The organism is Vandammella animalimorsus (assembly GCF_002288875.1).
GTDB classification, from domain to species: domain Bacteria; phylum Pseudomonadota; class Gammaproteobacteria; order Burkholderiales; family Burkholderiaceae_C; genus Lampropedia; species Lampropedia animalimorsus.
Genome location: NZ_NTBH01000010.1, coordinates 65454 through 88409, shown reverse-complemented (window position 1 = coordinate 88409; position 22956 = coordinate 65454). Strand labels below are relative to the sequence as shown.

The 22956-nt window shown below is 67.2% G+C and carries 17 protein-coding genes and 1 tRNA gene; 5 read left to right on the top strand and 13 right to left on the bottom strand.

Annotated features, from left to right (window positions below; genetic code table 11):
* Positions 1-53: 53 nt before the first annotated feature.
* From CLI93_RS12975 to tolB, 9 genes are all read right to left on the bottom strand, one after another.
* Entirely contained in the window at positions 54-1358 is a 1305-nt protein-coding gene (locus CLI93_RS12975) for an ABC transporter substrate-binding protein (RefSeq protein ID WP_095543304.1), read from the bottom strand.
* 63 nt (positions 1359-1421) lie between these two features.
* Positions 1422-2453 carry an ABC transporter ATP-binding protein gene (locus CLI93_RS12970; RefSeq protein WP_095543303.1) on the bottom strand — a complete coding sequence of 344 codons (1032 nt, stop codon included), beginning with the start codon at positions 2451-2453 and terminating at the stop codon, positions 1422-1424.
* A gap of 51 nt (positions 2454-2504) precedes the next feature.
* Complete coding sequence (locus CLI93_RS12965; RefSeq protein WP_095543302.1) at positions 2505-3089, bottom strand: anthranilate synthase component II; 585 nt, start codon at positions 3087-3089, stop codon at positions 2505-2507.
* 149 nt (positions 3090-3238) lie between these two features.
* The gene (locus tag CLI93_RS12960; protein ID WP_095543301.1) at positions 3239-4543 is read right to left on the bottom strand and encodes a solute carrier family 23 protein; all 1305 of its coding nucleotides are present in this window, start codon (positions 4541-4543) and stop codon (positions 3239-3241) included.
* Positions 4544-4837: 294 nt separating this feature from the next.
* Positions 4838-4913, bottom strand: a tRNA-Lys gene (locus CLI93_RS12955).
* A 91-nt stretch (positions 4914-5004) separates the two neighbouring features.
* On the bottom strand, positions 5005-5778 hold the full coding sequence (locus tag CLI93_RS12950; protein ID WP_095543321.1) for a tRNA threonylcarbamoyladenosine dehydratase: 774 nt from the start codon (positions 5776-5778) through the stop codon (positions 5005-5007).
* Positions 5779-5912: 134 nt separating this feature from the next.
* Positions 5913-6713: a tol-pal system protein YbgF gene (gene ybgF / locus CLI93_RS12945; RefSeq protein ID WP_095543300.1), complete on the bottom strand. Its 801-nt coding sequence runs from the start codon at positions 6711-6713 to the stop codon at positions 5913-5915.
* A gap of 7 nt (positions 6714-6720) precedes the next feature.
* Positions 6721-7266 (bottom strand): peptidoglycan-associated lipoprotein Pal, encoded by a 546-nt coding sequence (gene pal / locus CLI93_RS12940; protein ID WP_095543299.1) that lies wholly within the window; start codon positions 7264-7266, stop codon positions 6721-6723.
* A 106-nt stretch (positions 7267-7372) separates the two neighbouring features.
* Positions 7373-8656, bottom strand: a complete 1284-nt coding sequence (gene tolB / locus CLI93_RS12935; protein WP_095543320.1) for a Tol-Pal system beta propeller repeat protein TolB — start codon at positions 8654-8656, stop codon at positions 7373-7375.
* 331 nt (positions 8657-8987) lie between these two features.
* Here tolB and msbA point away from each other — a divergent pair, with 331 nt between their 5' ends.
* Positions 8988-10826 (top strand): lipid A export permease/ATP-binding protein MsbA, encoded by a 1839-nt coding sequence (gene msbA / locus CLI93_RS12930; RefSeq protein ID WP_095543298.1) that lies wholly within the window; start codon positions 8988-8990, stop codon positions 10824-10826.
* Positions 10827-10999: 173 nt separating this feature from the next.
* Here msbA and CLI93_RS12925 read toward each other — a convergent pair whose 3' ends face one another.
* The 3 genes from CLI93_RS12925 to CLI93_RS12915 all read right to left on the bottom strand — a co-directional run bounded on the left by CLI93_RS12925 (position 11000) and on the right by CLI93_RS12915 (position 14644).
* Positions 11000-11698, bottom strand: coding sequence for a hypothetical protein (locus CLI93_RS12925; RefSeq protein ID WP_143327012.1), 699 nt, complete (start codon positions 11696-11698; stop codon positions 11000-11002).
* A 97-nt stretch (positions 11699-11795) separates the two neighbouring features.
* The gene (locus CLI93_RS12920; RefSeq protein WP_095995972.1) at positions 11796-13835 is read right to left on the bottom strand and encodes a bifunctional chorismate-binding protein/class IV aminotransferase; all 2040 of its coding nucleotides are present in this window, start codon (positions 13833-13835) and stop codon (positions 11796-11798) included.
* On the bottom strand, positions 13832-14644 hold the full coding sequence (locus tag CLI93_RS12915; protein ID WP_095543295.1) for an arylesterase: 813 nt from the start codon (positions 14642-14644) through the stop codon (positions 13832-13834). The genes CLI93_RS12920 and CLI93_RS12915 overlap by 4 nt, the downstream gene beginning before the upstream one ends.
* An 87-nt stretch (positions 14645-14731) precedes the next feature.
* Here CLI93_RS12915 and CLI93_RS12910 point away from each other — a divergent pair, with 87 nt between their 5' ends.
* The 4 genes from CLI93_RS12910 (at position 14732) to CLI93_RS12895 (ending at position 19177) form a co-directional block, all read left to right on the top strand.
* Entirely contained in the window at positions 14732-15403 is a 672-nt protein-coding gene (locus tag CLI93_RS12910) for an ABC transporter ATP-binding protein (protein WP_238944887.1), read from the top strand.
* Between the two features lie 105 nt (positions 15404-15508).
* Positions 15509-17059 carry a fumarate hydratase gene (locus tag CLI93_RS12905; protein ID WP_095543293.1) on the top strand — a complete coding sequence of 517 codons (1551 nt, stop codon included), beginning with the start codon at positions 15509-15511 and terminating at the stop codon, positions 17057-17059.
* Positions 17060-17070: 11 nt separating this feature from the next.
* Positions 17071-18444 (top strand): FAD-dependent oxidoreductase, encoded by a 1374-nt coding sequence (locus CLI93_RS12900; RefSeq protein WP_238945905.1) that lies wholly within the window; start codon positions 17071-17073, stop codon positions 18442-18444.
* A 97-nt stretch (positions 18445-18541) separates the two neighbouring features.
* Positions 18542-19177, top strand: coding sequence for a response regulator transcription factor (locus CLI93_RS12895; RefSeq protein WP_095539761.1), 636 nt, complete (start codon positions 18542-18544; stop codon positions 19175-19177).
* Between the two features lie 177 nt (positions 19178-19354).
* Here CLI93_RS12895 and CLI93_RS12890 read toward each other — a convergent pair whose 3' ends face one another.
* Positions 19355-22912, bottom strand: coding sequence for a hybrid sensor histidine kinase/response regulator (locus CLI93_RS12890; RefSeq protein ID WP_095995975.1), 3558 nt, complete (start codon positions 22910-22912; stop codon positions 19355-19357).
* Positions 22913-22956: the final 44 nt, after the last annotated feature.

Here is a 22956-nt window from a genome sequence, read left to right as displayed (position 1 = left end):
GAAGGCGCTTGGGGTGTGGCGTGCGCGGAAAGGGCGCGCGCCTGTGCTGGTGGTTACTGGTAGCCGCGCAGCAGGCGGGTGGCTTCGCGCTGGGCGTCCTTCATGGCCTGCTCGGGCGTCTTGGTGCCTGTCAGGGCTGCCTGCAGGCCGTCGTTGAGGGCCTTGGTCACGCGCTGGTTGTCGTGTGTGGAGAACTCGGCCACGGCGTGCGGCAGTTGGTCGCGCGCGACCAGGGCGGGCGGGAAGTCGGCCGTGTATTGCTTGAGCTGTGGCGTGTCGTAGGCGGCGGCGCTGGTGGCCACATAGCCCGTGTCAATGCTCCACTGCGCGGCGCGCTCGGGCTGGGTCATCCAGTGGATGAATTGGAAGGCGGCCTTTTGCTGCTCAGGCGTGGACTTCTTGAACAGATAGAAATTGCCACCGCCTGTGGGCGAGCCCTTGCGCGCATTGCCTGGGATCATGGCCACGCCAAATTCGAACGGGGCATTGTTGCGGATGTTGGTCAGGTTGCCGGTGGTGGTGTAGATGATGGCGGCCTTCTGCTCAAAGAAGTCCTTGGGCGTGGTGCCCCACTCGACCACGCCCTGCGGATGCACGCCGCTTTTGCCCAGATCCACCCAGTATTGCAGCGCCTCGATCACCTTGGGGTCGTCAAAGCGCACCTGGTTGCCTGTGTCGTTGGCCAGGATCACGCCATTGGTGGTCGAGAGTGTTTGGAACAGCCAGTACGGAAAGCCGCTGGATGGGATTTGCACGCCGTATTGGGTGACTTTGCCGGAGGCGTCCTTCTTCGTCAGCTTGGCGGCCATGTCCTTGAGCTCGGCCCAGGTGGTGGGCGGCTGCTCAGGGTCCAGCCCGGCTTCCTTGAAGGCCTGCTTGTTCCAGTACATCACCACGGTAGAGCGCTGGAAGGGCACGCCCCAGGTCTTGCCGCCGGTTTGGCTGTTGAGCATGAAGGCCGGATAAAAGCCCTTGAGCCATTGCTGTTCGGCCTCGCTCTTGGCGAAGTCGTCAAAGGGCACGATGGCGTCCTCGTCGATCAGCGTGAACATGTCGGTGGACAGCAGCACCGAAGTCACCGGAGGCGTGCCCGACTTGTGCGCGGTCAGCGCCTTGACGATGGTTTCTTGGTAAGTACCAGCATAAATCGGCTTGACCAGGATGCCGGGGTGCTCTTTCATGAAGTCGGCGGCATAGCCGTCGATGATCTTGGTGATGGGCCCGCCCACGGCCACGGGGAAGTAGAACGGCACTTCAACCTGAGCCTGTGCTTGCGCAGCGCCGCCGCCGAGCAGCGCGCCGGCCAGGGCCGCCGCCACAAAGGCCGCGCTGCGGCGCAAAAAGGTCTTTCTCAGCATGAATCGATCTCCTTGGTCGGATGAAAAGGGGAAAGCGCAGACAGGGCGCGCGCCGCTGCAGGGCTACAGGCGCAGGCCGCGCTCGTCAAAAGCGTGTGCATCCTCGGGCGCCCAGGCCAGGCCCACGGTGGCGCCCGGTTCGGCAGGCAAACGGCCATCGGCGCGCACTAACAGGTTTTGGCTGCCAACGGCGCAGGCCAGCACCAGATCAGCCCCGAGGTATTCGGTGTTGGTAATGCTTGCGGCCACGGTGCCAAGCGTACCGGCCGGGTGGGCTGTGACGGCTTCGGGGCGCACGCCCAAATGGGTGGCAGTGGCAGGCAGTGTGGTGAGTACATCGCTGCCGGCAATGCGGCCCTGCTCCAGCGCCAGCAAGTTCATCGGCGGGGTGCCAATGAAACGTGCCGCAAAGGTACTGGCCGGGCGGGCATACAGCTCGCGCGCGCTGGCCGCTTGTTCGATGCGGCCGCCGTTGAGCAGCACCACCTGGTCGGCCATGCTCATGGCCTCGGCTTGATCGTGCGTGACGTAGATCACCGTCAGCCCCAACTGGCGCTGCAGTTCGCGCAGTTCGCGGCGCATGTCTTGGCGCAGCTGCGCATCCAGATTCGAGAGCGGCTCGTCCATCAGGCACACCTTGGCTTGCGCCACCAGAGCCCGGCCCAGGGCCACGCGCTGCTGCTGCCCGCCAGAGAGCTGGCCGGGCCGGCGCTCGAGCAAGTGGCTCAGACCCAGCAAGGCTGCGGTCTCCTGCAGGCGGCGCTGGCGCTCGGCGGCGGGCAGCTTGCGCACTTGCAGGCCGAAGGTGATGTTGTCGGCCACCGTCAGGTGCGGAAACAGCGCGTAGTTCTGGAACACCATGGCAATGCCGCGCTGCGAGGGCGGCAAATGGGTCACGTCGCGCCCGTCGATATACACGCTGCCGCTGCTGGCCGTCTCCAGCCCGGCGATGATGCGCAGCGTGGTCGATTTGCCGCAGCCCGAGGGGCCGAGGAAGACGCAGAAGCTGCCCGAGTCGATCTGCAGGTTGATGTCCGAGAGCGCGTGCGTTGCGCCCCAGTGCTTATTGATGTTGTTGAGCGCGATGGAAGCCACGGAGCGAAATGTAAAAGGGTTTTTTGACAAACAGATGACGCACGCCCGGATTCATGCTGGCTGCCAGGGCCTGTTGAGGAAGTTGCGCAGCATGGCGTGGCCGTGCTCTGTGAGGATGGACTCGGGATGGAACTGCACCCCTTCGATGGACAGCGTGCGGTGGCGCACACCCATGATTTCACCGTCCTCGGTCCGGGCGGAGATTTCCAGCACATCGGGCAGGCTGCTGCGCTCGATGGCCAGCGAGTGGTAGCGGTTGACGGTGAATTGCCGCGGCAGGCCTGCGAATACGCCGCGCTCGTCGGTGATGATGACGCTGGTCTTGCCGTGCATGAGCTGCTGAGCGCGCACGATCTGGCCGCCAAAGGCTGCGCCAATGCTCTGGTGGCCCAGGCACACGCCCAGAATCGGCAGCTGGCCTGCGAAATGCTGGATGGCCGCTACGGAAATGCCCGCCTGTGCGGGTGATGAAGGGCCAGGTGAGATCACCAACCGCTGCGGAGCCCAGGCCTCGATGCCGGCCAGGTCGATCTCATCGTTGCGAAAGACGCCCACCTCGGCACCGAGCTCACCAAAGTACTGCACGATGTTGTAGGTGAAGCTGTCGTAGTTGTCGATCATCAAAACCCGGGTCATGGGCAAGGGCCTTTGCAAGAGGGGGACGGCGTGAGGCAACACGGCGTGCTGCGGCGTCGATTGTGCCGCAGGCCGCGTCCGCCATGGCCGCAGTCGATGCCCAGGCTGTCACGGCGGCGGCCAGGGCAGGGGCCATGGTGGGAGGTGGTTCAGGGCCTGTCCTGGCGTGGGCCGGGCTCGGCGCGGTTGAGCAGGGCGTACAGCGCAATGGCACCGAAGGTGGCGGTGCCGATGCCGGCCATGGCGAAGCTGCCAAAGTGCAGCGTGAAATCGCCCGTGCCCAGGATCAGCGTGATGGCTGCCACCAGCAGGTTTTTGTTCTGGGAGAAGTCCACGCGGTTGTCGACCCAGATCTTGGCTCCGGCGATGGCGATCAGGCCGAACACCACGATGGAGACGCCGCCCATGACCGGAACCGGAATGGCGCGGATCACCTCGCCGAACTTGGGCGAAAAGCCCAGCAGAATGGCTGCAGCGGCGGCCACGAGGAAGATGGCCGTGGAGTAGATGCGCGTGGCGGCCATGACGCCGATGTTCTCGGCATAGGTGGTCACGCCGGTGCCGCCCACGCTGCCGCTGACCATGGTGGCCACGCCATCGCCGATGAAGGCCCGGCCCATGTACTGGTCGATGTTGCGCCCGGTCATGGCGGTGACGGCCTTGATGTGGCCCAGGTTTTCGGCCACCAGGATGATGGCCACCGGGGCGATCAGCAGCATGGCCTTGCTGTCGAAAATCGGGGCAGTCAGGCTGGGCAGGCCGAACCAGGCGGCATTGGCGATGCCGCTGAAATCCACTGGCTTGCCCAGGCCCAGGCCGTTGGTCAGGGCGATGTAGCACAGGCTGGCGATGATCAGCCCGACCAGAATCAGCAGGCGTTGCAGCATGCCGCGAGTGAACACGGCCACCAGGGCCACGCAAACGAAGGTCAGGGCCTGCATCCAGCTCTCGAAGTTGTTGCTGGCCATGTTCTTGATCGGAATGGCCGCCAGGTTCAGGCCGATGACGGCCACGATGGCGCCAGTGACCACCGGCGGCATCAGGCGCTCGATCCAGCCTGTGCCGATGGCGTGCACGACCGCACCGATGAGGGTGTAGATCAGACCGCACATGACAATGCCGCCCAGCGCCAGGCCAATGTTGGCGTTGGCCCCACTGCCGGGATAGCCCGTAGCGGCCACAACCACGGCGATGAAGGCAAAGCTCGAACCCAGGTAGCTGGGCACTTTGCCGCCGGTGATCAGAAAGAAGATCAGCGTACCGATACCGCTCATGAGCACGGCGATGTTGGGGTCGAAGCCCATGAGAATCGGCGCCAGAATGGTCGAGCCGAACATGGCGATGACGTGCTGCAGGCCCATGATGCCGGTTTGCGGCCAGGGCAGGCGCTCATCTGGGGCAATGATGCCGCCGTTGTCCAATGCTTTTGGGGACTTTTCGATCCAGTGAAACATGCAGGCCTCTTTTGGGGTGCTGGCAGTCGATGGCCGCACAGCCTGCGCAAGGGGCTGTTGAGATTGAATATTGCGGCGGTGTTTTCGGTCAAAAACCCGCAACTGCCGCGTTGAAAACGCTTGCAAGGCATCCAGGCCTTGCGTGCGTTTTCGCCTTGCATTTGCGACTTTTGCCTCGAAAAACCGCTTCGCAAACCCAATCTCAACAACCCCTAGCCTTTGGCGCAGTTGCAGGACAAGCGGCCAAACAAAAAAGGGTTACAGCCCGATTGTGCTGTAACCCTCTGGAAATTTTGGTGGGTCGTGCAGGATTCGAACCTGCGACCAACGGATTAAAAGTCCGCTGCTCTACCAGCTGAGCTAACGACCCGCCTCATTGCATGCCAGATACACAGCGGCGCTTGCTGCCTTTGGTATCGTCTTCAGCATCTGAAGAAGCATGCGATGCGAAAGCCGTGATTCTAGCATGAGTTTTTTGACGGTTTGGCTTGTTGTGTGCAGTTTTTATTTTTTTCTGTCTGAACCAGTGCATTCATGATCCAGCCGGAGGCCACAGCGCCGAAGGTGGCGGTGACGGCCATGGAGGAGCCGTAGCCGGCGCAGTTGAGCGAGCCTTCCTGCTGCAGGCCGCAGCTGGCGTCGGCGCGGCGCACGGGTTCGCGGCTGAAGACGCAGGGCACCTGCATACGCTGGCCGGCGCCGGCAAAGCCGTGGCGCTTGCGCAGCTGTTGGCGCAGGCGAGCCAGCAGTGGGTCGTGAGTCAGCCGGCCCAGATCGTCGATTTCCACCTGCTGGGCCTGCACGCGCCCGCCCGCTGCGCCCACGATGATGAAGGGCAGCTGGCGCTGGCGCATGTGACAGGCCACGGCGGCCTTGGCGCCGATCTGGTCGCAGGCGTCGATGGCCGCATCCAGGTCGCCTGCGCCCAGTAGCTGGTGGACGTTGTCGGCGCTGAGAAAGTCCTCGACGCCATGCACCTGGCAGGCTGGATTGATCTGCGCGATGCGCGCCTGCATGGCCAGCACCTTGGGCTGGCCGATGGTCTCGGTCAGGGCGTGCACCTGGCGGTTGATGTTGGATTCGGCCACGTTGTCCAGGTCGATCAGCGTGAGCTGGCCCACACCGCTGCGCGCCAGGGTTTCGGCGGCCCAGGAGCCCACACCGCCAATGCCCACGATGGCGACGTGGGCGCCGGCCAGGCGCGCAGCGCCGTCCAGCCCATACAGGCGCTGCATGCCGCCAAAGCGGCGTGCCAGGTCAGGCTGGGGGCTGGTCAGGTTGACGGTTGTGGGAGAGGCTGTGGGCACGGGCGACGGGGCGGAAAAAACAACGCGCGGCAGTGCCGCGCGCGAAAAAGGAAAACAGCTGCTTAACGCAGGCGCGCCAGGCGCTCCTTGGCATCGCTGGCAGCGTTGGAGTCCGGGTAGGTGGCCACCAGGTTCTGCAGTGTTTTGCGTGCGGCGGCGACGTTCTTGAGCTCGATCTGCGAATTGGCGATGGCCAGCGCGGCATCGGGCGCTCGCTCATGCTGCGGCGCTTGCCTGAGCATGGCGTTGAAGGTGTCGATGGCGCGCTGGTATTCGCGTGTGGCATACAGCGAATTGCCCAGCCAGAACTGCGCCGATGGCAGGTAGCCGCTGCTGGGGTACTGGCCAATGAATTGGCTGAAAGCATCGCGTGCGTTGGCGTACTGGCCTTTGCGCAGCAAGTCCAAAGCGGCTTCGAAAGCCTGTTGTTCAGCCGGCTGGGCCTGGAAGCTGCCGCCGTCGATTTGCACAGGGCGCGGCTCGAACTGCTTGAGCCGCGATTGGGCTTGTTGCAGGCTTTGGCCCAATTCTTCATTCTGGCCGCGCAGATGGGCGATTTCATTGCGCAGCGTGCTGATCTGGCCCTGCAGCTCCAGCAGGCTGGAGCGCAGTTGCTGGATCTCCGAGCTGGTGTTCTGATCCACCAACTGCAGCTGTTCGACCCGGCTGCGCAAATCCAGAATGGCCCGCCGGGCGTCGCCGTCCTCGAACAGGGCATGGGCGGCGCTGGGCAGCAGCAGAGCTGCTGCGCCAGCCAGACTGGCGCAGCGCGCTGCGGCGGCGCTCCAGCGCCGCGCGCGCGCTGGGGCGCTGGCGCTGTGGTCAGCGCTCGGGAATGGAAGCACGGGTCGTCCTTGGGTCATGGCAGGCTCACTTGTTGTAGCGAATCTCTACGCGGCGGTTTTCAGCGTGGGCTTCCTCGCTGTGGCCCATGGCCTTGGGCTTTTCCTTGCCGTAGCTGACGGCCTCGACGCGGGCCGTGGGTACGCCCAGCACGCCCAGGGTCTGCAGCACGGCCTCAGCACGGCGCTGGCCCAGCGCCAGGTTGTATTCGCGGCCGCCGCGTTCATCGGTGTGGCCTTCCAGGGCCACGCTCATGCCGCCCTGGGCGCGCAGGAAGTCGGCATGGGCCTGCAGGGTCGATTGGTATTCGGGCTTGACGGTGTAGCTGTCGAAATCGAAGTAAATGACGTGCGAGACGTTGACCGGGCCTTCGCCGGGCACCGAGGAGACGGGGATGTCGAGCCCTTCGATGCGGCTTTGGCTGCCTTGGTTGGGGTCGTACTGGCCGCTGGTGGTGGGCACGCCCGTGCCGGCGTTGGCTTGGTCATCCAGCTTGGTTTTGGAACTGCAGCCTGCCAGGGCGATGGCTGCTGCCAGTGCGCCGTAGGAAAGGGTTTTTTTGATTGTCAGCATGGTTTCACTCCTCAAGAAAGCGCGTGTGCGCCGAAAGTTTGCATCGTTCAGGGGCGCTGGCAGCTCGCTGCCAAGCGTGTGGTTGTTTTCAGCGTTGGGCGCAATGTCAGCGCAGCAGTGGCCCCCAGGCCGGTTCGCGGATCTCGCCGCCCTTGGCAGCCAGGCGCACCTTGACGCTGCCGTCAACTGTGCAGGTCATCAGTGCGCTGGCGCCGCCTTGGCGGGTGGCGTACAGCAGCAGCTCGCTGTTGGGGGAGAAGCTGGGGCTTTCGTCGGCATTGGTGTCGGTGACGGCTTGTACGCCGCCGCCGGCCAGGTCCATGACGTGCAGGCGGTAGCCGCCGCCGGTGCGCGAGACGAAGGCCAGGTATTTGCCATCGGGGCTGATCGAGGGCGAGATGTTGTAGCTGCCGCTGAAGGTCACGCGTTGGGCCGCTCCGCCGCGGCTGCCCACGCGGTAGATCTGGGGCGAGCCGCCGCGGTCGCTGACGAAGTAAATGAACTGCCCGTCAGAGGAGAAATCCGGTTCGGTGTCGATGCCGGCGCTTTGCATGATGCGGCTGGGCTCGCCGCCGCTGGCGCTGATGGTGTAGAGCTGCGAGCCGCCATCGCGCGTGAGCGTCACGGCCAGCCGGCTGCCATCGGGCGACCAGGTGGGTGCGCTGTTGGAGCCGCGGAAGTTGGCCAGCAGGCGCCGGCGGCCGCTGGCCACGTCGTGCGTGTAAACGACCGGCTTGCGCGACTCGAACGACACATAGGCCAGCTGCCGGCCGTCGGGCGACCAGGCCGGCGAGATGATGGGCTCGGGGCTGGTCAGGGCCGCCTGGGCGTTTTCGCCGTCGGAGTCGGCCACCCACAGCGAGTAGCGCCCGGCTTTGGTGACGTAGGCAATGCGGGTCGAGAAAATGCCGGGCTTGCCGGTGATCTTCTCGTAGATGAAGTCGGCGATGCGGTGCGCTGCCAGGCGCAGGTCGGCAGGGGGCACAACGTAGCTTTGCCCGCCCAGGTCTTCGCCGCGCACCACGTCCCAGAGGCGAAAGCGCACATCGAAGCGGCCATCGGCCTGACGGTTGACGCTGCCGGCGCTGAGCCAGCCAGCGGCGCGCTCGCGCCAGGCGTTCATGTCAGGGCGAGAGAGCTCGTCGAGTGCTTGGCCGGAGGCGTCAATGCTGCGGAAAAAACCGCTGCGCTCCAGGTCAGCGCGCACGATTTCGGCCACGCGCTGCGGCGCCTGCGCTTCGCCTCGGAAGCTGGCGATGGCAATGGGGTATTGGCGGTTGCGACCGCTGATGTCTACCCGCGGCCCTTGCTGGGCCAGCAATTGTGGGGCGACACCAGTGGCCAGCAGTGCAGCCAGGGCCTGGCGGCGCGATGCACCTGCGCCTGCCATGGGCTGCAGCAGCTGGCCTGTAGGCCCTGGCAAATCAAACTTCTTCATGCTGTTTCCGTTTCGACACTGACGCTGCGAGGACTGGCCAAATTCTGGCTGTGGTTTCAAGGGAAAGTCTGCGGGCATTGCAGCGCCTGCTTGCCGCTGGGTTCGTGCAGAGCATTCCCGGGCAGCTCCCACTGAAGGTAAAAGCAGGGCGATTGTGCCGCAAAGCCACTGCGCACGGGCCTTTCCCGAATAGGGCTGCGCGGATTTTGCCGAGCCAGCATGCCTTGGCACGGCCGTGCCCGCAGGTGGGGCGCTGCTGCGCGGCCCGTAAAATCGCCGTCCTATGCGTTCCTCCCCCTCTGCGGCCCCGCCGCCTGCCGCTTCGGACTTGCCCACTGCCGCCGCCGATGCGGCCTTGCCGCCGCTGTGGCAGCGGCTCAAGCGCCTGACTCCGTACTTTGCCAAACACCGCTGGGCCTGGGTCCTGGCGGTGCTGGCATCGGCCGTTGCCGCCATCACCGAGCCACTGATGGCGCAGGAAATGGGGCGGATTTTGGATAAGGGTTTTACAGAAAGTAGCCTGGCGCTGTGGTGGATTCCACTCGTCATGGTGGGCATCTTCCTGATGCGCGGCATGGCCCAGTTCATCGGTCAGTATTCGCTGGCGCGCATTACCAACAACGGCATGTTCCGCATTCGCACGCTGTTGTTCGAATGCATCATGCGTGCCGACATGGGGCTGTACCGCGACCACTCGGCCAGCAAGCTGGCCAACACCATCGTCTATGAGACTCAGCTGGGCGCGCAGCAACTGGTGCAGGCCCTGCTGGGGGTGTCGCGCGATGGCTTCACGCTGTTGGCGCTGGTGGGCTTTTTGCTCTACCGCAACTGGCAGCTGACCTGCATCGTGTTCGTCATGGTTCCGGCCATCGCCTGGGTCATGAAGCAGCTCTCGCGCCGGCTCTACAAAGTCACCAAGCTCAGCCAGCAAGCCACCGACGAGCTGGCCTATGTGGTCGAGGAAAACGCCCTGGCGTACCGCATGGTGCGCTTGCACGGCGCGCAGCAGCAGCAGAACCAGCGCTTTGCCGGCCTGAGCCGCAGGCTTGAAGGCCTGGCCGTGAAAAGCACCATCGCCTCTGCGGCCATGACGCCGACCACGCAAATCCTGGCGGCCATTTCGCTGTCCATCGTCATTTGCATTGCCCTGTGGCAAAACCGCAGCGGCCAGGTCAACTGGACGGTGGGTGACTTCACCGCCTTTGCCACGGCCATGCTGTTGCTGGTGGCGCCCATGCGCCGTCTGACCGATGTGGCCAATCCCCTCACGCGCGGCGTGGCGGCGCTCGAGCGTGGCTTGAGCCTGCTCGATCAGGCCCAGCAGGAGCTCAGCGGCCAGCATCGCGCTGAGCGCGCCCGTGGCGAGCTGGTGCTGCAGGACGTGGGCGTGCAGTTCCCTGCCCAGGCGCAGCCGGCGCTCGATGGCGTGAGCCTGCATATCCCGGCCGGGCAGGTCGTGGCCCTGGTCGGTCCTTCGGGGGCGGGCAAGACGACGCTGGTCAATCTGCTGCCGCGATTTATCGAGCCCACGGCCGGTCGCATCCTGCTCGACGGCCACGCCCTGCCCGATTGGCATCTGGAAGACCTGCGGCGCCAGTTTGCCGTCGTCAGCCAGGATGTGGTCATGCTGCACGTCAGTCTGGCCGAGAACGTGGCCCTGGGCAGCCAGCCTGATCCGGCGCGCGTGCAGGCCTGCCTGGAAGCGGCCAATCTGGGCGATTTTGTCGCCAGCCTGCCGCAGGGCATCGACACCATCGTGGGTCACAACGCTTCGCAGCTCTCGGGCGGTCAGCGCCAGCGCTTGGCCATTGCCCGGGCGCTTTACAAAGATGCGCCGGTGCTGATTCTCGATGAGGCCACCTCGGCGCTGGATACCCAGTCCGAGCGCCTGGTGCAGCAGGCCCTGCAGCGGCTGATGCAGGGGCGCACGACGCTGGTCATCGCGCACCGCTTGGCCACCATCGAGCACGCCGACCGCATCGTCGTCATGGAGCAGGGGCGCATCGTCGAGCAAGGCAGCCACGGCCAGCTGCTGGCTGCCGGGGGGCTGTACGCGCGCCTGCATGCGCAGCCCGGGCAGCAGGGCGATGCCGCTGCCGAGCCGCTGACGGGCGCGGCCTGATTGCCGGGCGGCTGTTCAAAATCTCTCCAGGGAGTGCGATTCAGCTCAGCGCGCCGGTCACAACTGGCGCTCTGGCCACGCGATATGCACAAAAAGGGGTGGCCTGCCTTGCAGTCCACCCCAAACAGTTTGTGCCCATAGGGCTGAGATTGTGAACAGCGCTCCAGCGCTCTTTACAGCGCGTTCAGCCAGGCCTTGTCGTCCTCGGTCATGCCATTGCGGTCGGTGATGTTCCAGAGGATTTGCTGCACGCGGATCATTTGCGCCGCATCCAGCGGGGTGCGGCGGTTGTTCACTGCCTGGCACACGCGCAGCAGTTCTGCGCCCTGAGTGACGCTGTCCGGGCTGTAGGGGATGCCTGGTGGCGGGGCGTAGCGGTACAGGTTCAGGCAGTAGGTGCCCAGCAGTACGGTTTGGGTGCTGCGCGGCGCCAGTGTGACGACGCGGGTCTGCAGGTTCAGGCCGTCTTGGTAGCTTTGCTGGCCGGAGAGGAAGACGAAGCAGGAGGGAATGGTCACCTGCCGGGTTTCGTGGCTGTCGTTGGCGAAGGTGATGGACAGCGGCACCAGCGTGTGTGTGCTCAGATCGTTGTAGTCGCGCTCGCTGGAGATGGGCTGGCCGCGCAGCGTCACCCCCTCGGGCAATTGCAGGCCGCCGCCGGGCTGCTGTGGGCCGGTGCTGGGTGGATTGGGGCGGGGCGCAGGCAGCAAGGGGCCAGTCATGGGCGGCTTGATGAGGACTGGCGGCGGGCCGGAGTGGCCCGGCCCGGGTTGCTGGGGCGGGCTGGGCTCATCATTGCCGCCGCCGCAGGCGCTGAACAAGACACTGGCAGCGGCCAGGCAGGCGAGCAGGGAAAGACGGGGCTGGTGCATGCGGATCTCCTCCCAGGAATGTGTGAACGGGCAGCGCCATGCGCGCTGGCGCAATGAGTGTATCAACATGCAATTGATTTGTGAGTGCCCCGGCTCTTCAGCCCAAGGTCTGTTGCGCGGGCGCTGCGCCCTGCGGCGGCGGCACCTGGGCCTGCAGGATGCCGCGCAGCGCATTGCACACCAGCACCCGCTTGGCCGCCAGCAGCTCCTGGCGGTGGATGCTGCGCTCCTGGCAATGCCATTCGGGGCTGTTGAGCAGCAGCTGGCGTTGGATGCCGGGCAGCAGGCCGTCGCTGACGGGCGGCGTCAGCCAGGGCGCATCGGGGGCGTCGTCCAGTTGCACGAAGACGTTGCTGCGCGCGCCCTCGGTCAGCAGGCCTTGCTCGTTGAAGAACAGGCAGTCGAACGCGCCCTGGGCCATGGCCTGGCGCAGCGCAGCGTCGTAATCCTGGCGCAGCGTGGTCTTGTGCTGGCGCAGCCAGGCCGGCACGCGGCTGGGCTGGGGGCTGAGCAGCAAACCCACGGGTTGGGCCAGCTGGGCCTCGGGCCCGGCCAGCACGGTGTGCTCGATGTCCAGCTGTCCGCCCTGGCGCAGCGTCAGGCGCAGCCGCCAGGGGCCGGGCGCAGCGCTGGAGCGCTGCTGTGCGATGTAGGCCTGCAAGCGCGCCTGCCAGCCAGGCACATCGCTGGCAAAGCCCAGGGCCTGAGCGCTGCGCTGCAGACGCTCGCAGTGCAGCGCCCAGTGCTGTGGCAGGCTGGCATGTGTGGGCAGCAGCATGGTCTCGAACAGGGCCAGGCCGGCCATGTCATGCACGGCAAAGCCGGCCTTGAGTTGGCACTCCTGCCACTCCTGTGTGGCTTGGCTGTCCCAGACGATGCCCGCGCCCACGTGCAGCCGGGCATGGTGGCTGGGCAGGGCCGGGCCTGTGCTGGCCGGGCCTTGCAGTTGCAGGGTGCGGATGGGGATGGACAGGCAGAAGTCCAGCGTGGGTGCGCCGCTGGCGTCTGCGTTGGCGTCGGCAGCGGGGTCAGCCTGGGCGGAGCGCTCGACCCAGCCCAACGCGCCGGTGTACAAGCCGCGCGGCGTGGGCGGGCTGGTGCGCTCCAGCTCGTCGATGTACTGCATGGCCTTGCGCTTGGGCGCGCCGGTGATGGAGCCACAGGGAAAGCTGGCGCGCAGCACCTGCGCCAGGCCCACGCCAGGGCGCAGCTGGGCGCTGATGGTGCTGGTCATGCCCAGCACGCAGCCGTTGCGCTGCACCTCAAACAGCGCTGGCACCTGCACGCTGCCGGTCTGGGCGATGCGGCCCAGATCGTTGCGCAGCAGGTCCACGATCATGATGTTTTCGGCGCGGCTCTTGGCGTCCTGGCTCAGCCGCTGGGCGGCGGCCTGCAGCTGTGCGGGATCGTCGCCTGCGGGGGCTGGTGCTGTGCCCTTCATGGGCTGCGCCTGGATGCGGCCGCCCTGGCAGCGCAGGAACAGCTCGGGCGAGAGCGACAGCACCCATTGCTCTGGCGCCTGGGCCTCATCAGTGGCGGGCAGGTGCAGCAAGGCGCCATAGCGCGAGGGCTGGCGCGCGCGCAGCCGCTGGTACAAGGCCAGCGGCTGCCCCCAGCTGCGCCCATGCAGCGCAAAGGTGAAATTGATCTGGTAGGTGTCGCCACAGGCAATGGCCTGGTGGATGCGGGCAATGCGCTGCGCGAAGGCCTGTGCGTCCAGGCTGCCGTGCCAGGCCAGCAGGCCGGCGTCGGGCGTGTTGGGCGTGTTGGGGGCCTGGGCGCTGACCTGGCCGGTGCGCTCGGCGTGGCTGCGGCATTGGGCCGCCAGCCAGGCATCGACCTGCTGCCTGTCCAGCTGCTGCATGTGGCCAAACAGCTCGGCGCGCAGACAGGGCGTTGGCGCGCCCTCGGGCGGTGTATGTGGCAGGCCCTGCAACTGCAGGCCCCATTCGTAGTCGGCCAGTACGATGGCGTGCAGGCCGGCAGCCAGGGCCTGCTGCAGCTGCTGTTCCCAGGCATCGAGTGTGGCGGCATCGGTGCAGATCAGGCGGCTGTGCCAGTGTTGGTAGAGGCGGCTGCTGGGTTGGCCGGGGTGGGCCTCGCAATCGTCCAGCAACGCAAAGGCGGCGTGGCTCATGGTGGCGGCAGTAGGCTTTGCAGGGTAGGCCAGATGGTCTGCAGGATCAGCGGCTGCGCGGCGGCGTTGGGGTGGATGCGGTCGGCCTGAAAGTATTTTTCCAGGTCGGCTGGCTCGGCAATGGCCTGCAGCATGAAGGGCACCAGCGGCACGTCATGGGCCTTGCCCAGCTCGTGGAACATCGTCGCCAGCTCCTGACTGTAGCGCGCGCCGTAGTTGGGCGGCACCTGAATGCCCACCAGCAGCGCGCGCGCCTGGGCCTGGCGTGCGGCATCGAGCATGGCCGTCAGGTTCTCGCGCGTGCTCTGCAGCGGCAGGCCGCGCAGCGCATCGTTGCCGCCCAGGGCGATGAGCAGGTACTGCGGCGCATGCGCCTGCAGCAGCGCCGCCAGCCGCGTCCGGCCGCCGGCAGTGGTTTCGCCGCTGATGCTGGCGTTGATGACCTCGATGGGTGGCTGCCGCTTTGCCAGCCGGGCGCTGAGCAGCTGCACCCAGCCCTGGCCGCGCGCCAGGCCGTATTCGGCGCTGATGGAGTCGCCCACGACCAGCAGCCGCGCGGGCTGGGGCGTGGCGCTGGCGGCAGGCCCTTGCTGGGCGGCCAGCGGGCCGGGCAGCAGCGCCAGCAGCGCCAGCACACCGGGCAGCAGCGCCAGCAGCCTGCGTGCGCCCACTGGGGCTGGCGCGCCCGTCTTGGCGCTACAGTCATGCCGCTGCACACCAAGCCAGCGCAGCTGCGGCAGCCACGCGCAAAGCCTTTGGGCCGTGTGACCCTCTACCGCCGTGGCCCAGCGTACCAACCGATTCAGCATTTCCCTATGCATTGCCTTATGAACTCCGAAGAAACCAGCGCCGCAGCGCCCCCTGCTGTGGCGGCAGAGGCGGCGGCGACCGTGCCGATGATTATGGTGGAACATCTGGACAAGACCGTGCAGGACTCCAGCGGCACGCTGCACATCCTGCAGGACATCGGGCTGCGCATTCCGTCGCGCAAGAGCGTGGCCATCGTGGGCGCGTCCGGCTCGGGCAAAAGTACGCTGCTGTCAATCCTGGCCGGGCTGGACACGCCCAGCCGCGGTCGCGTCTGGCTCGATGGGCAGGACATTTTTGCCCTCGATGAAGATGCCCGCGCCGCGCTGCGCGCGCGCAAGACTGGCTTTGTGTTCCAGAACTTCCAGCTGCTGGGCAGCCTTACCGCGCTGGAGAACGTCATGCTGCCGCTGGAGCTGGCCGGGCAGCGTGGCGCGCGCCAGCTGGCGGCGCAGATGCTCGAGCGCGTTGGCCTGGGCCAGCGCCTGGGGCATTACCCCAAGGTGCTCTCCGGCGGGGAGCAGCAGCGCGTGGCGCTGGCGCGCGCCTTCGTCGTGCAGCCGCAAGTGCTGTTTGCCGACGAGCCCACGGGCAGCCTGGACTTCGCCACCGGCCAGGCGGTGATGGAGCTGATGCTGCAACTGAACCAGGAGCGCGGCACGACCCTGGTCATGGTCACGCACGACCGGGAGCTGGCCGCACGCTGCGACATGCGCGTGCGCATCGAGGCCGGGCGACTGGCCGAAGTGCAGGGCGGCTGAAGATAGGGCGAGGGTGGCAGGGTGCGGGGCGCAGCGGCGATAATCCGGCCCCTATTCCAACAACAGAAGGGCCGTCTGCGGCACCTTCACCATCCTCCCCACGCCATGACCACCATTACCCAAGACGAGCTGATCGAGTCGATCAGCGCCGCGCTGCAATACATCAGCTATTACCACCCGGCCGACTACATCCAGCACCTGGCGCGCGCCTACGAGCGCGAGCAATCGCCCGCCGCCAAGGATGCGATGGCGCAAATCCTCACCAACAGCAAGATGGCCGCCTTCGGCCACCGCCCCATCTGCCAGGACACGGGCATCGTCAACGTGTTCCTGAAAGTGGGCATGGACGTGCGCTGGGGGGGCTTTACCGGCAGCCTGGAAGACGCCATCAACGAAGGCGTGCGCCGCGGCTACAACCACCCGGACAACACGCTGCGCGCCTCCGTCGTGGCCGACCCGCACTTCGCGCGCAAGAACACGCGCGACAACACGCCGGCCGTCATCGTCACCGAGATCGTGCCGGGCAACACGGTGGATGTGACTGTGGCCGCCAAGGGCGGCGGCAGCGAGAACAAGAGCAAGATGGTCATGCTCAACCCCAGCGACTCGCTGGTGGACTGGGTGCTGAAAACCGTGCCCACCATGGGCGCGGGCTGGTGCCCGCCGGGCATGCTGGGCCTCGGCATCGGCGGCACGGCCGAGAAAGCTGTGCTGCTGGCCAAGCAAAGCCTGATGGAAGACCTGAACATGTACGAGCTGCAGGCCAAGGCCGCGCGTGGCGAGAAGCTCACCCAGGTCGAAGAGCTGCGCCTGGAGCTGTACGAGAAAGTCAACGCCCTGGGCATTGGTGCGCAGGGCCTGGGGGGCCTGACCACCGTGCTGGACGTGAAGATCGCCATGTACCCCACGCACGCGGCCAGCAAGCCCGTGGCCATGATCCCCAACTGCGCCGCCACGCGCCATGCGCACTTCGTGCTCGACGGCTCTGGCCCCGTGCACCTGGAGCCGCCCTCCATCGACCTGTGGCCCAAGCTGGACTGGCAGCCCAACACCGAGCAAAGCCAGCGCGTGGACCTCAACACCCTCACCAAAGAACAAGTCGCCAGCTGGAAGCCCGGCCAGACCCTGCTGCTCAGCGGCAAGATGCTCACCGGCCGCGACGCCGCGCACAAGCGCATCCAGGACATGCTGGCCAAGGGCGAGCCGCTGCCGGTGGACTTCACCAACCGCGTCATCTACTACGTCGGCCCGGTCGATCCCGTGGGCGATGAGGCCGTCGGCCCCGCCGGCCCCACCACGGCCACGCGCATGGACAAGTTCACCGAGATGATGCTGGCGCAAACCGGCCTGATCGCCATGATCGGCAAGGCCGAGCGCGGCCCGGCCGCCATCGAGGCCATCAAAAAGCACCAAAGCGCCTACCTCATGGCCGTGGGCGGCGCGGCCTATCTGGTGAGCAAGGCCATCAAGACCGCCAAGGTCGTGGGCTTCGAGGACCTGGGCATGGAAGCCATCTACGAATTCGACGTGGTGGACATGCCCGTGACCGTGGCCGTGGACGCCGGCGGCACCAGCGCCCACATCACCGGCCCGGCCGAGTGGCAAAAACGCATCGCCAGCGGCGAGTTCAAAGGCGTGGGCATCACAGCGGGCTGATGGCCCACTTCATGAAAGACTTGTACATGCAGCACACCCAACACTTGGTTATTGGCTTTGGCAAGGGTGGCAAGACGCTGGCGGGCAAGCTCGCCGCGCGTGGCGAGTCGGTCGTGCTGGTCGAGCGCAGCGCCGCCATGTACGGCGGCACGTGCATCAACGTGGCCTGCATCCCCACCAAGACGCTGATCCACGGCGCCGAGCTGGGCCACCCCTACGCCCAAGCGCTGGCCGCCAAGCAGGAGTTGGTGGGTGCGCTGCGCGCCAAGAACCAGGAGGCGCTCACGCGCCACCCCAGCCTGACGCTGCTGACCGGCCAGGCCCGTTTCATCGACCCGCACACCGTGGCGGTGCAGCTGGCCGATGGCGGCCAAACCCAGGTGCGCGCCGAGCGCATCTACATCAACACTGGCACTGTGCCGGCGCTGCCGCCGATCGAAGGGCTGGCGCAGTCGCAGCGCTGCTACACCAGCACCACGCTGATGGAGCTGCCCGAGCGCCCGGCCAGCCTGGCCATCGTCGGAGGTGGCTTCATTGGCGTCGAATTTGCCAGCATGCTGGCGCAGTTCGGCAGCCAGGTCACGCTGCTGGAGGGGGCCGAAACCTTTTTGCCGCGCGAGGACGAGGACGTGGCCGCCGCCCTGCGCACCCAGCTCGAACAGCGCGGCGTGCGCATCCTCACCGGCGCGCGCGTGCTGCGCGTGCAGGATGAGCAAGCTGGCGGCGATGGTGGCGTGCGCCTGCACTACCAGCAGGGCCAGGGCGGGGCCGAGCAATCGCTGCAGGCCCAGGCCGTGCTGTTGGCCACGGGCCGCGCCTCGACCGCTGCGGATCTGGATTTGCCCGCCGCCGGCATCGCCACCGACGAGCGCGGCTTCATCCAGGTCAACGAGCAATTGCAGGCCAGCCACCCGCACATCTGGGCGCTGGGCGATATCAACGGCGGCCCGCAGTTCACCTTCATCTCGCTGGATGACCAGCGCATCGTGCTCGGCCAGCTCGACGGCGGCAGCTACCACTCGCGCGAGCAGCGCAAGCAATGGGCCACGTGTGTTTTCACCTCGCCGCCGCTGGCGCACATCGGCCTGCGCGAGCGCGAGGCCCGCCAGCAGGGCTTGAAGTTCCAGCTCGTCAAGCTGCCCGCTGCGGCCGTGCCCAAGGCCCGCATCCTGGGGCAGACCGAGGGCTTTCTCAAAGCCCTGGTCGAAGAAGGCAGCGGCCGCGTGCTGGGCTGCACCTTGCTGTGCCCCGAGGCGCACGAAGTCATCAACACCGTGCAAATGGCCGTCAATGCCGGCCTGCCCTACACTGCGCTGCGCGACGCCATCTACACCCATCCGTCGATGACCGAAGCGCTCAACGACCTGTTCGGCGCCGTGTCGTGAGCATCGCGCGCCGGGCCCTGCGCAGGGAAAGCCCCCAGGCCGCTGCAGTGCCAAGCGCTCTATCATGGTCGGCACCATGTACGCCCCCTGACTGCCCATGCCCACGCTGCTGATCGCCGACGACCACCCGCTGTTTCGCGACGCTTTGCGCACCACGGTGCTGCGCATCTGGCCGCAGGCGCGCATCCATGAGGCGGAATCGGCCGAGCAGCTCTATGCCTTAACCCAGGCGCACGGCGATGCGGATCTGCTGCTATTGGACTTGCGCATGCCCGGCCAGCAGGGCTTTGAGGCGCTGCGCCAGCTGCGCCTGCGCCATCCGCAGCTGCCGGTGGTGGTGGTCTCGGCCGATGAAGACGCGCAAACCATGCGCTGCGCCATGGAGCAGGGCGCGCTGGGCTATCTGCCCAAATCCACCGATGCGGCCACGCTGGCGCAGGCGTTGCAAGGCATTCTGGACGGTGAGCCCTGGTTCCCGCCCGATGCGCTGCAAGCTGCCGCGCCCGGCGCAGCGCAGCCCGGCCCGAGCGCGCTGGCCGGGCTGACGCCGCAGCAAACCAAGGTCTTGCAAATGGCCGCCGCTGGCCGCTTGAACAAGCAGATTGCGCATGAGTTGGGCACGTCGGAGGCCACCGTCAAAGCCCATATGTCGGCCATTCTGCGCAAGCTCGGCGCCAGCAACCGCACCGAGGCCGTGACTTTGGCGCAGCGCTGGGGCCTGAGCGAGCGCTGAGCCCCAGGGCTTTCAGAGCCTGTTCAAAATCTCGGCGCGAGTGGGCAAGAAGCGGTTTGGGGTGGGCTGCAAGGCGCAAAACGCAGCCATAGCTGGGGCTATGGCGAGGCTTTGCGGGCGCAGCAGAGCGCCAAAATCCGCTCTCTTGACCGCCGTGCAAAGATTTTGAACAGGCTCTTAGCCAGCCGTGCGGCGCTGCGCCAGTAAAAAGGCGCGCAGCGCGGCAGGCTTGATGGGCTTGTTCAACACCACCACGCCATGGGCTGCGGCCTGGGCCTTGAGCTGGTCGCTGCCATCGGCCGTGACCAGTGCCCCCGGCGTGCCGGGCCTGGTCTGGCGCAGCGCCTGCAGCGCAGCCAGACCATCGAGGCGCTCATGCAAGTGGTAGTCCACCAGCAGACAATCCAGCGCCGTGTCGCGGGCGATCTGCAAGGCCTGCTGCAGATTGAGCGCCGTGTGCACGGCAATGCCCCAGCGGCCCAGCAGGGCCTGCATGCCTTGCAGGATGTCCGGGCTGTTGTCCAGGCACAGCACCTGCATGCCCTGCAAGGGGTTGAAGGGCGTGGCAAGGGCAGGCCTGGCGCTGCGCGGGGCTGCGCTCGTGTTGCCCAGGCCGCGTTGGGCCGCAGCGCCGCCGACCAGCGGCACGGTGATGGCGAACATGCTGCCGCGCCCCAGGGTCGAGCGCGCTTGCAGCGGGTGCTGCAGCAGCCGGGCGATGCGCTGGCAGATTGACAGGCCCAGACCCAGGCCGCGCCCGTCCCAGTCGAAGACCTGCTGGTAGCGGTGAAACTCGTCGTAGATGCGCGCCAGGTGCGCTGGCGGGATGCCGGGGCCGGTGTCCCACACCTGCAGCAGCAGCGCGCTGCCGCGCGGGCGGGCCGTCATCAGCACGCCGCCATGTTGGGTGTAGCGCAGCGCGTTGGCGGCAAAGTTCTGCAGCACGCGGCGCAGCAGCCGCGCGTCGCTGCGCACCCAAAGCGGCGCGCCGTGGCGGGCGCTGATGCGCAGCCGCCATTGAAGCTGCCGCTTGGCCGCCAGCGGGGCGTACTGCTGCTGCAGTGCGCCCAGCAGAGCGTGCAGGTCGATGGCCTGGATGTCCGGCTGCAGCGCGCCCGCATCCAGGCGCGAGATGTCCAGCACGCCATCGAGCAGGTCTTCGGCAGCGCCCAGCGCGGCGTCGATCTGCCCGGCCAGTTGCCGCATCTGGGCCGGATGCGCCTCCTCGCGCAGCGCGGAGGCGAACAGCCTTGTGGCGTGGATGGGCTGCAGCACGTCGTGGCTGATGGCCGTCAGGTAGCGCGAGCGCGATTCGTGCGCTGCGGCCAGCTCGCGGCTGCGCTGGGCCACGCGCTGCTCCAGGGTTTCGTTGACGTCGCGCAGCTTGCGCTCGGCGTGCTTGAAGGCGCTGATGTCGCTGTAGCTGGTGACGTAGCCGCCGTTGGGCAGTGGGTGGCCGCGCATTTCGATGAAGCGCCCGTCGCGCAGCTCGCGCACCAGGGTGTAGGCGCGCCCCTGGCGCATCAGCGCGATGCGTTTTTGCACCTGCTCCTCGATGGGCAGGTGCTGAGCCGGCTCGCGCGCCAGGCCCAGGGGGTCGTGGCGCAGGTTGTGGGCGATCAGATCGGCCACGCTGCGCCCGACATACAGCATCCCGGCCGGGTAGTTGAACAGCTGCTGGTAGCGTCGGTTCCAGGCCACCAGGCGCATTTCGGCATCGACTACGCTCACGCCCGGGTCGATGTGCTCCAGCGTGGCCAGCAGGATGTCGCGGTTAAAACGCAGCTCCTGGCCGGCCTCGTCCAGCACCGAGACGATGGCCGCCAGCTCCATGCCCGAGCCCTGCAGCGCGCGCGTGAGCAGCAGCCGCGCCGAGGCTGCGCCCACGGCCCCGGCCAGCAGCAGCTCGGTCAGGCGCAGCCAGCGGGCATCGGCGCGCAGCTCGGGGCTGAGCGTCAGCGCATGGCGGCGCGCGTGCTCGGCAAAGGCGCGCTCGGCGGTGCGCTGGCCCACGATGCGGCTGGCCACGGTCTGCAGATCGCGCACGCGCAGCCGGCTGGCCTGTAGCGGCGCGCCGGGCTGATCGGCGGCCGGCTGCGCCTGGCCTGCGCCAGGGCGCGGCGCGTGCTGCGGCGCCAGAAAGGGCTGGGCCTGCATCTGCTCGGTCAGGCTGGGGCGCCAGCGCAGCGACACCAGCACCAGCGTGGCGGCATTGGCCAGCAGCGACCAGAAGGTGCCGTGGGTGATGGCGTCCCAGTCGGCGCTGCCCAGCACCAGGCCGACGCTGCTGCCCAGCAGCTGGTGGGGGCGCAGCCATTGCTGGCCCCAGGGGCCGTGCTCGATCCATGCCGTATCCAGCCAGCCGCTCTCAGCCAGGCTGGGCAGCAGCAGCGTATAGCCCCACAGCGCAAAGCCGACCAGCAGCCCGGCCTCGACACCGCGGCGGCTGGCGCCCGGCCAGTACAGCCCGGCCACCAGCGCCGGGGCAAACTGGGCCACGGCGGCAAAGGCCATCAGGCCCAGGCTGGCCAGCGGCATGCGCCCGTCCATGCCGCGCGAGTAGCCATAGGCCAGCAGCGCCAGCAGCACGATGGCGGCGCGGCGCACCCACAGCACCAGGGCGGCGGTGTCCGCGCCTGCGGCCAGGCGCTGCGGCTGGCGCCTCAGCAGCCAGGGCATGACCAGATCGTTGCTGACCATGTTCGACAGCGCCACGCTGACCACGATGACCATGCCGGTGGCGGCCGAAAAACCGCCGATGTAGGCCACCAGCGCCAGCCCCTCATGGCCCAGCGACAGCGGCAGGGCCAGCACGAAGCTGTCCGGCGTGACCGCACCTGCCGCGTGGAACAGGGCCTGACCGGCTGCGGCAATGGGCAGCACCATCAGGCTGATGAGCAGCAGGTAGCCGCCAAACAGCCAGCGCGCGCGGCGGATGTCGGCCACGTCGCCGCACTCCACCACGGCCACGTGGAACTGGCGCGGCAGGCACATCATGGCGGCAAAGGCCAGCAGCGTTTGGGCGACAAATCCGGTGGGCGGGCCGCGCTGGATCAGCTGGGCGATGGCCTGGCCTGCGCTGTGCGGCTGCGCGCCCAGCCAGCGCAGCGCCAGCACGCCCACGGCCAGCAGGGCCAGCAGCTTGATGACCGACTCCAGAGCCACGGCCAGCATCAGGCCCGGGCGGTGCTCGCTGGCATCGACTTGGCGGGTGCCGAACAAAATGGCAAACAAGGCCATGATGGCCGCCACGTACAGGGCCGGGTCGCCCCAGCGCTGCCCGCGCGCATCCAGCCCGGTGAGCACGCCCAGGCTGGTGACCACGGCCTGGTACTGCAAGGCCAGGTAGGGCACGGCGGCAATCAGCGCGATCAGCGCCACCAGCGCCGCCAGGCGCGGCGCGCGGCCAAAGCGCGAGGCGATGAAATCGGCGATGGAGACGGTGTTGTGCTGACCGGCCACCAGCGCCAGGCGCTCGAGCATGCGCCAGCCCAGTAGGAACAGCAGCATCGGCCCCAGGTAAATGGGCAGATAGCCCAGGCCATGGCGCGCGGCCGTGCCTACGGCGCCATAGAACGTCCATGAGGAGCAGTACACCGCCAGCGCCAGGCTGTAGATCACTGGGCGCACGCCATCGCGCTGCGTCAGGCTGGCATGGCGATCGCCCAGCCAGGCCACGGCAAACAGCATGGCGGCATACAGCAGCGAGACGAGGATGACCCAGATGGCAGGCATGGGGTAGGCAGGCGCGGGGGCAGTGGCGGGGGCCACACAGTGTA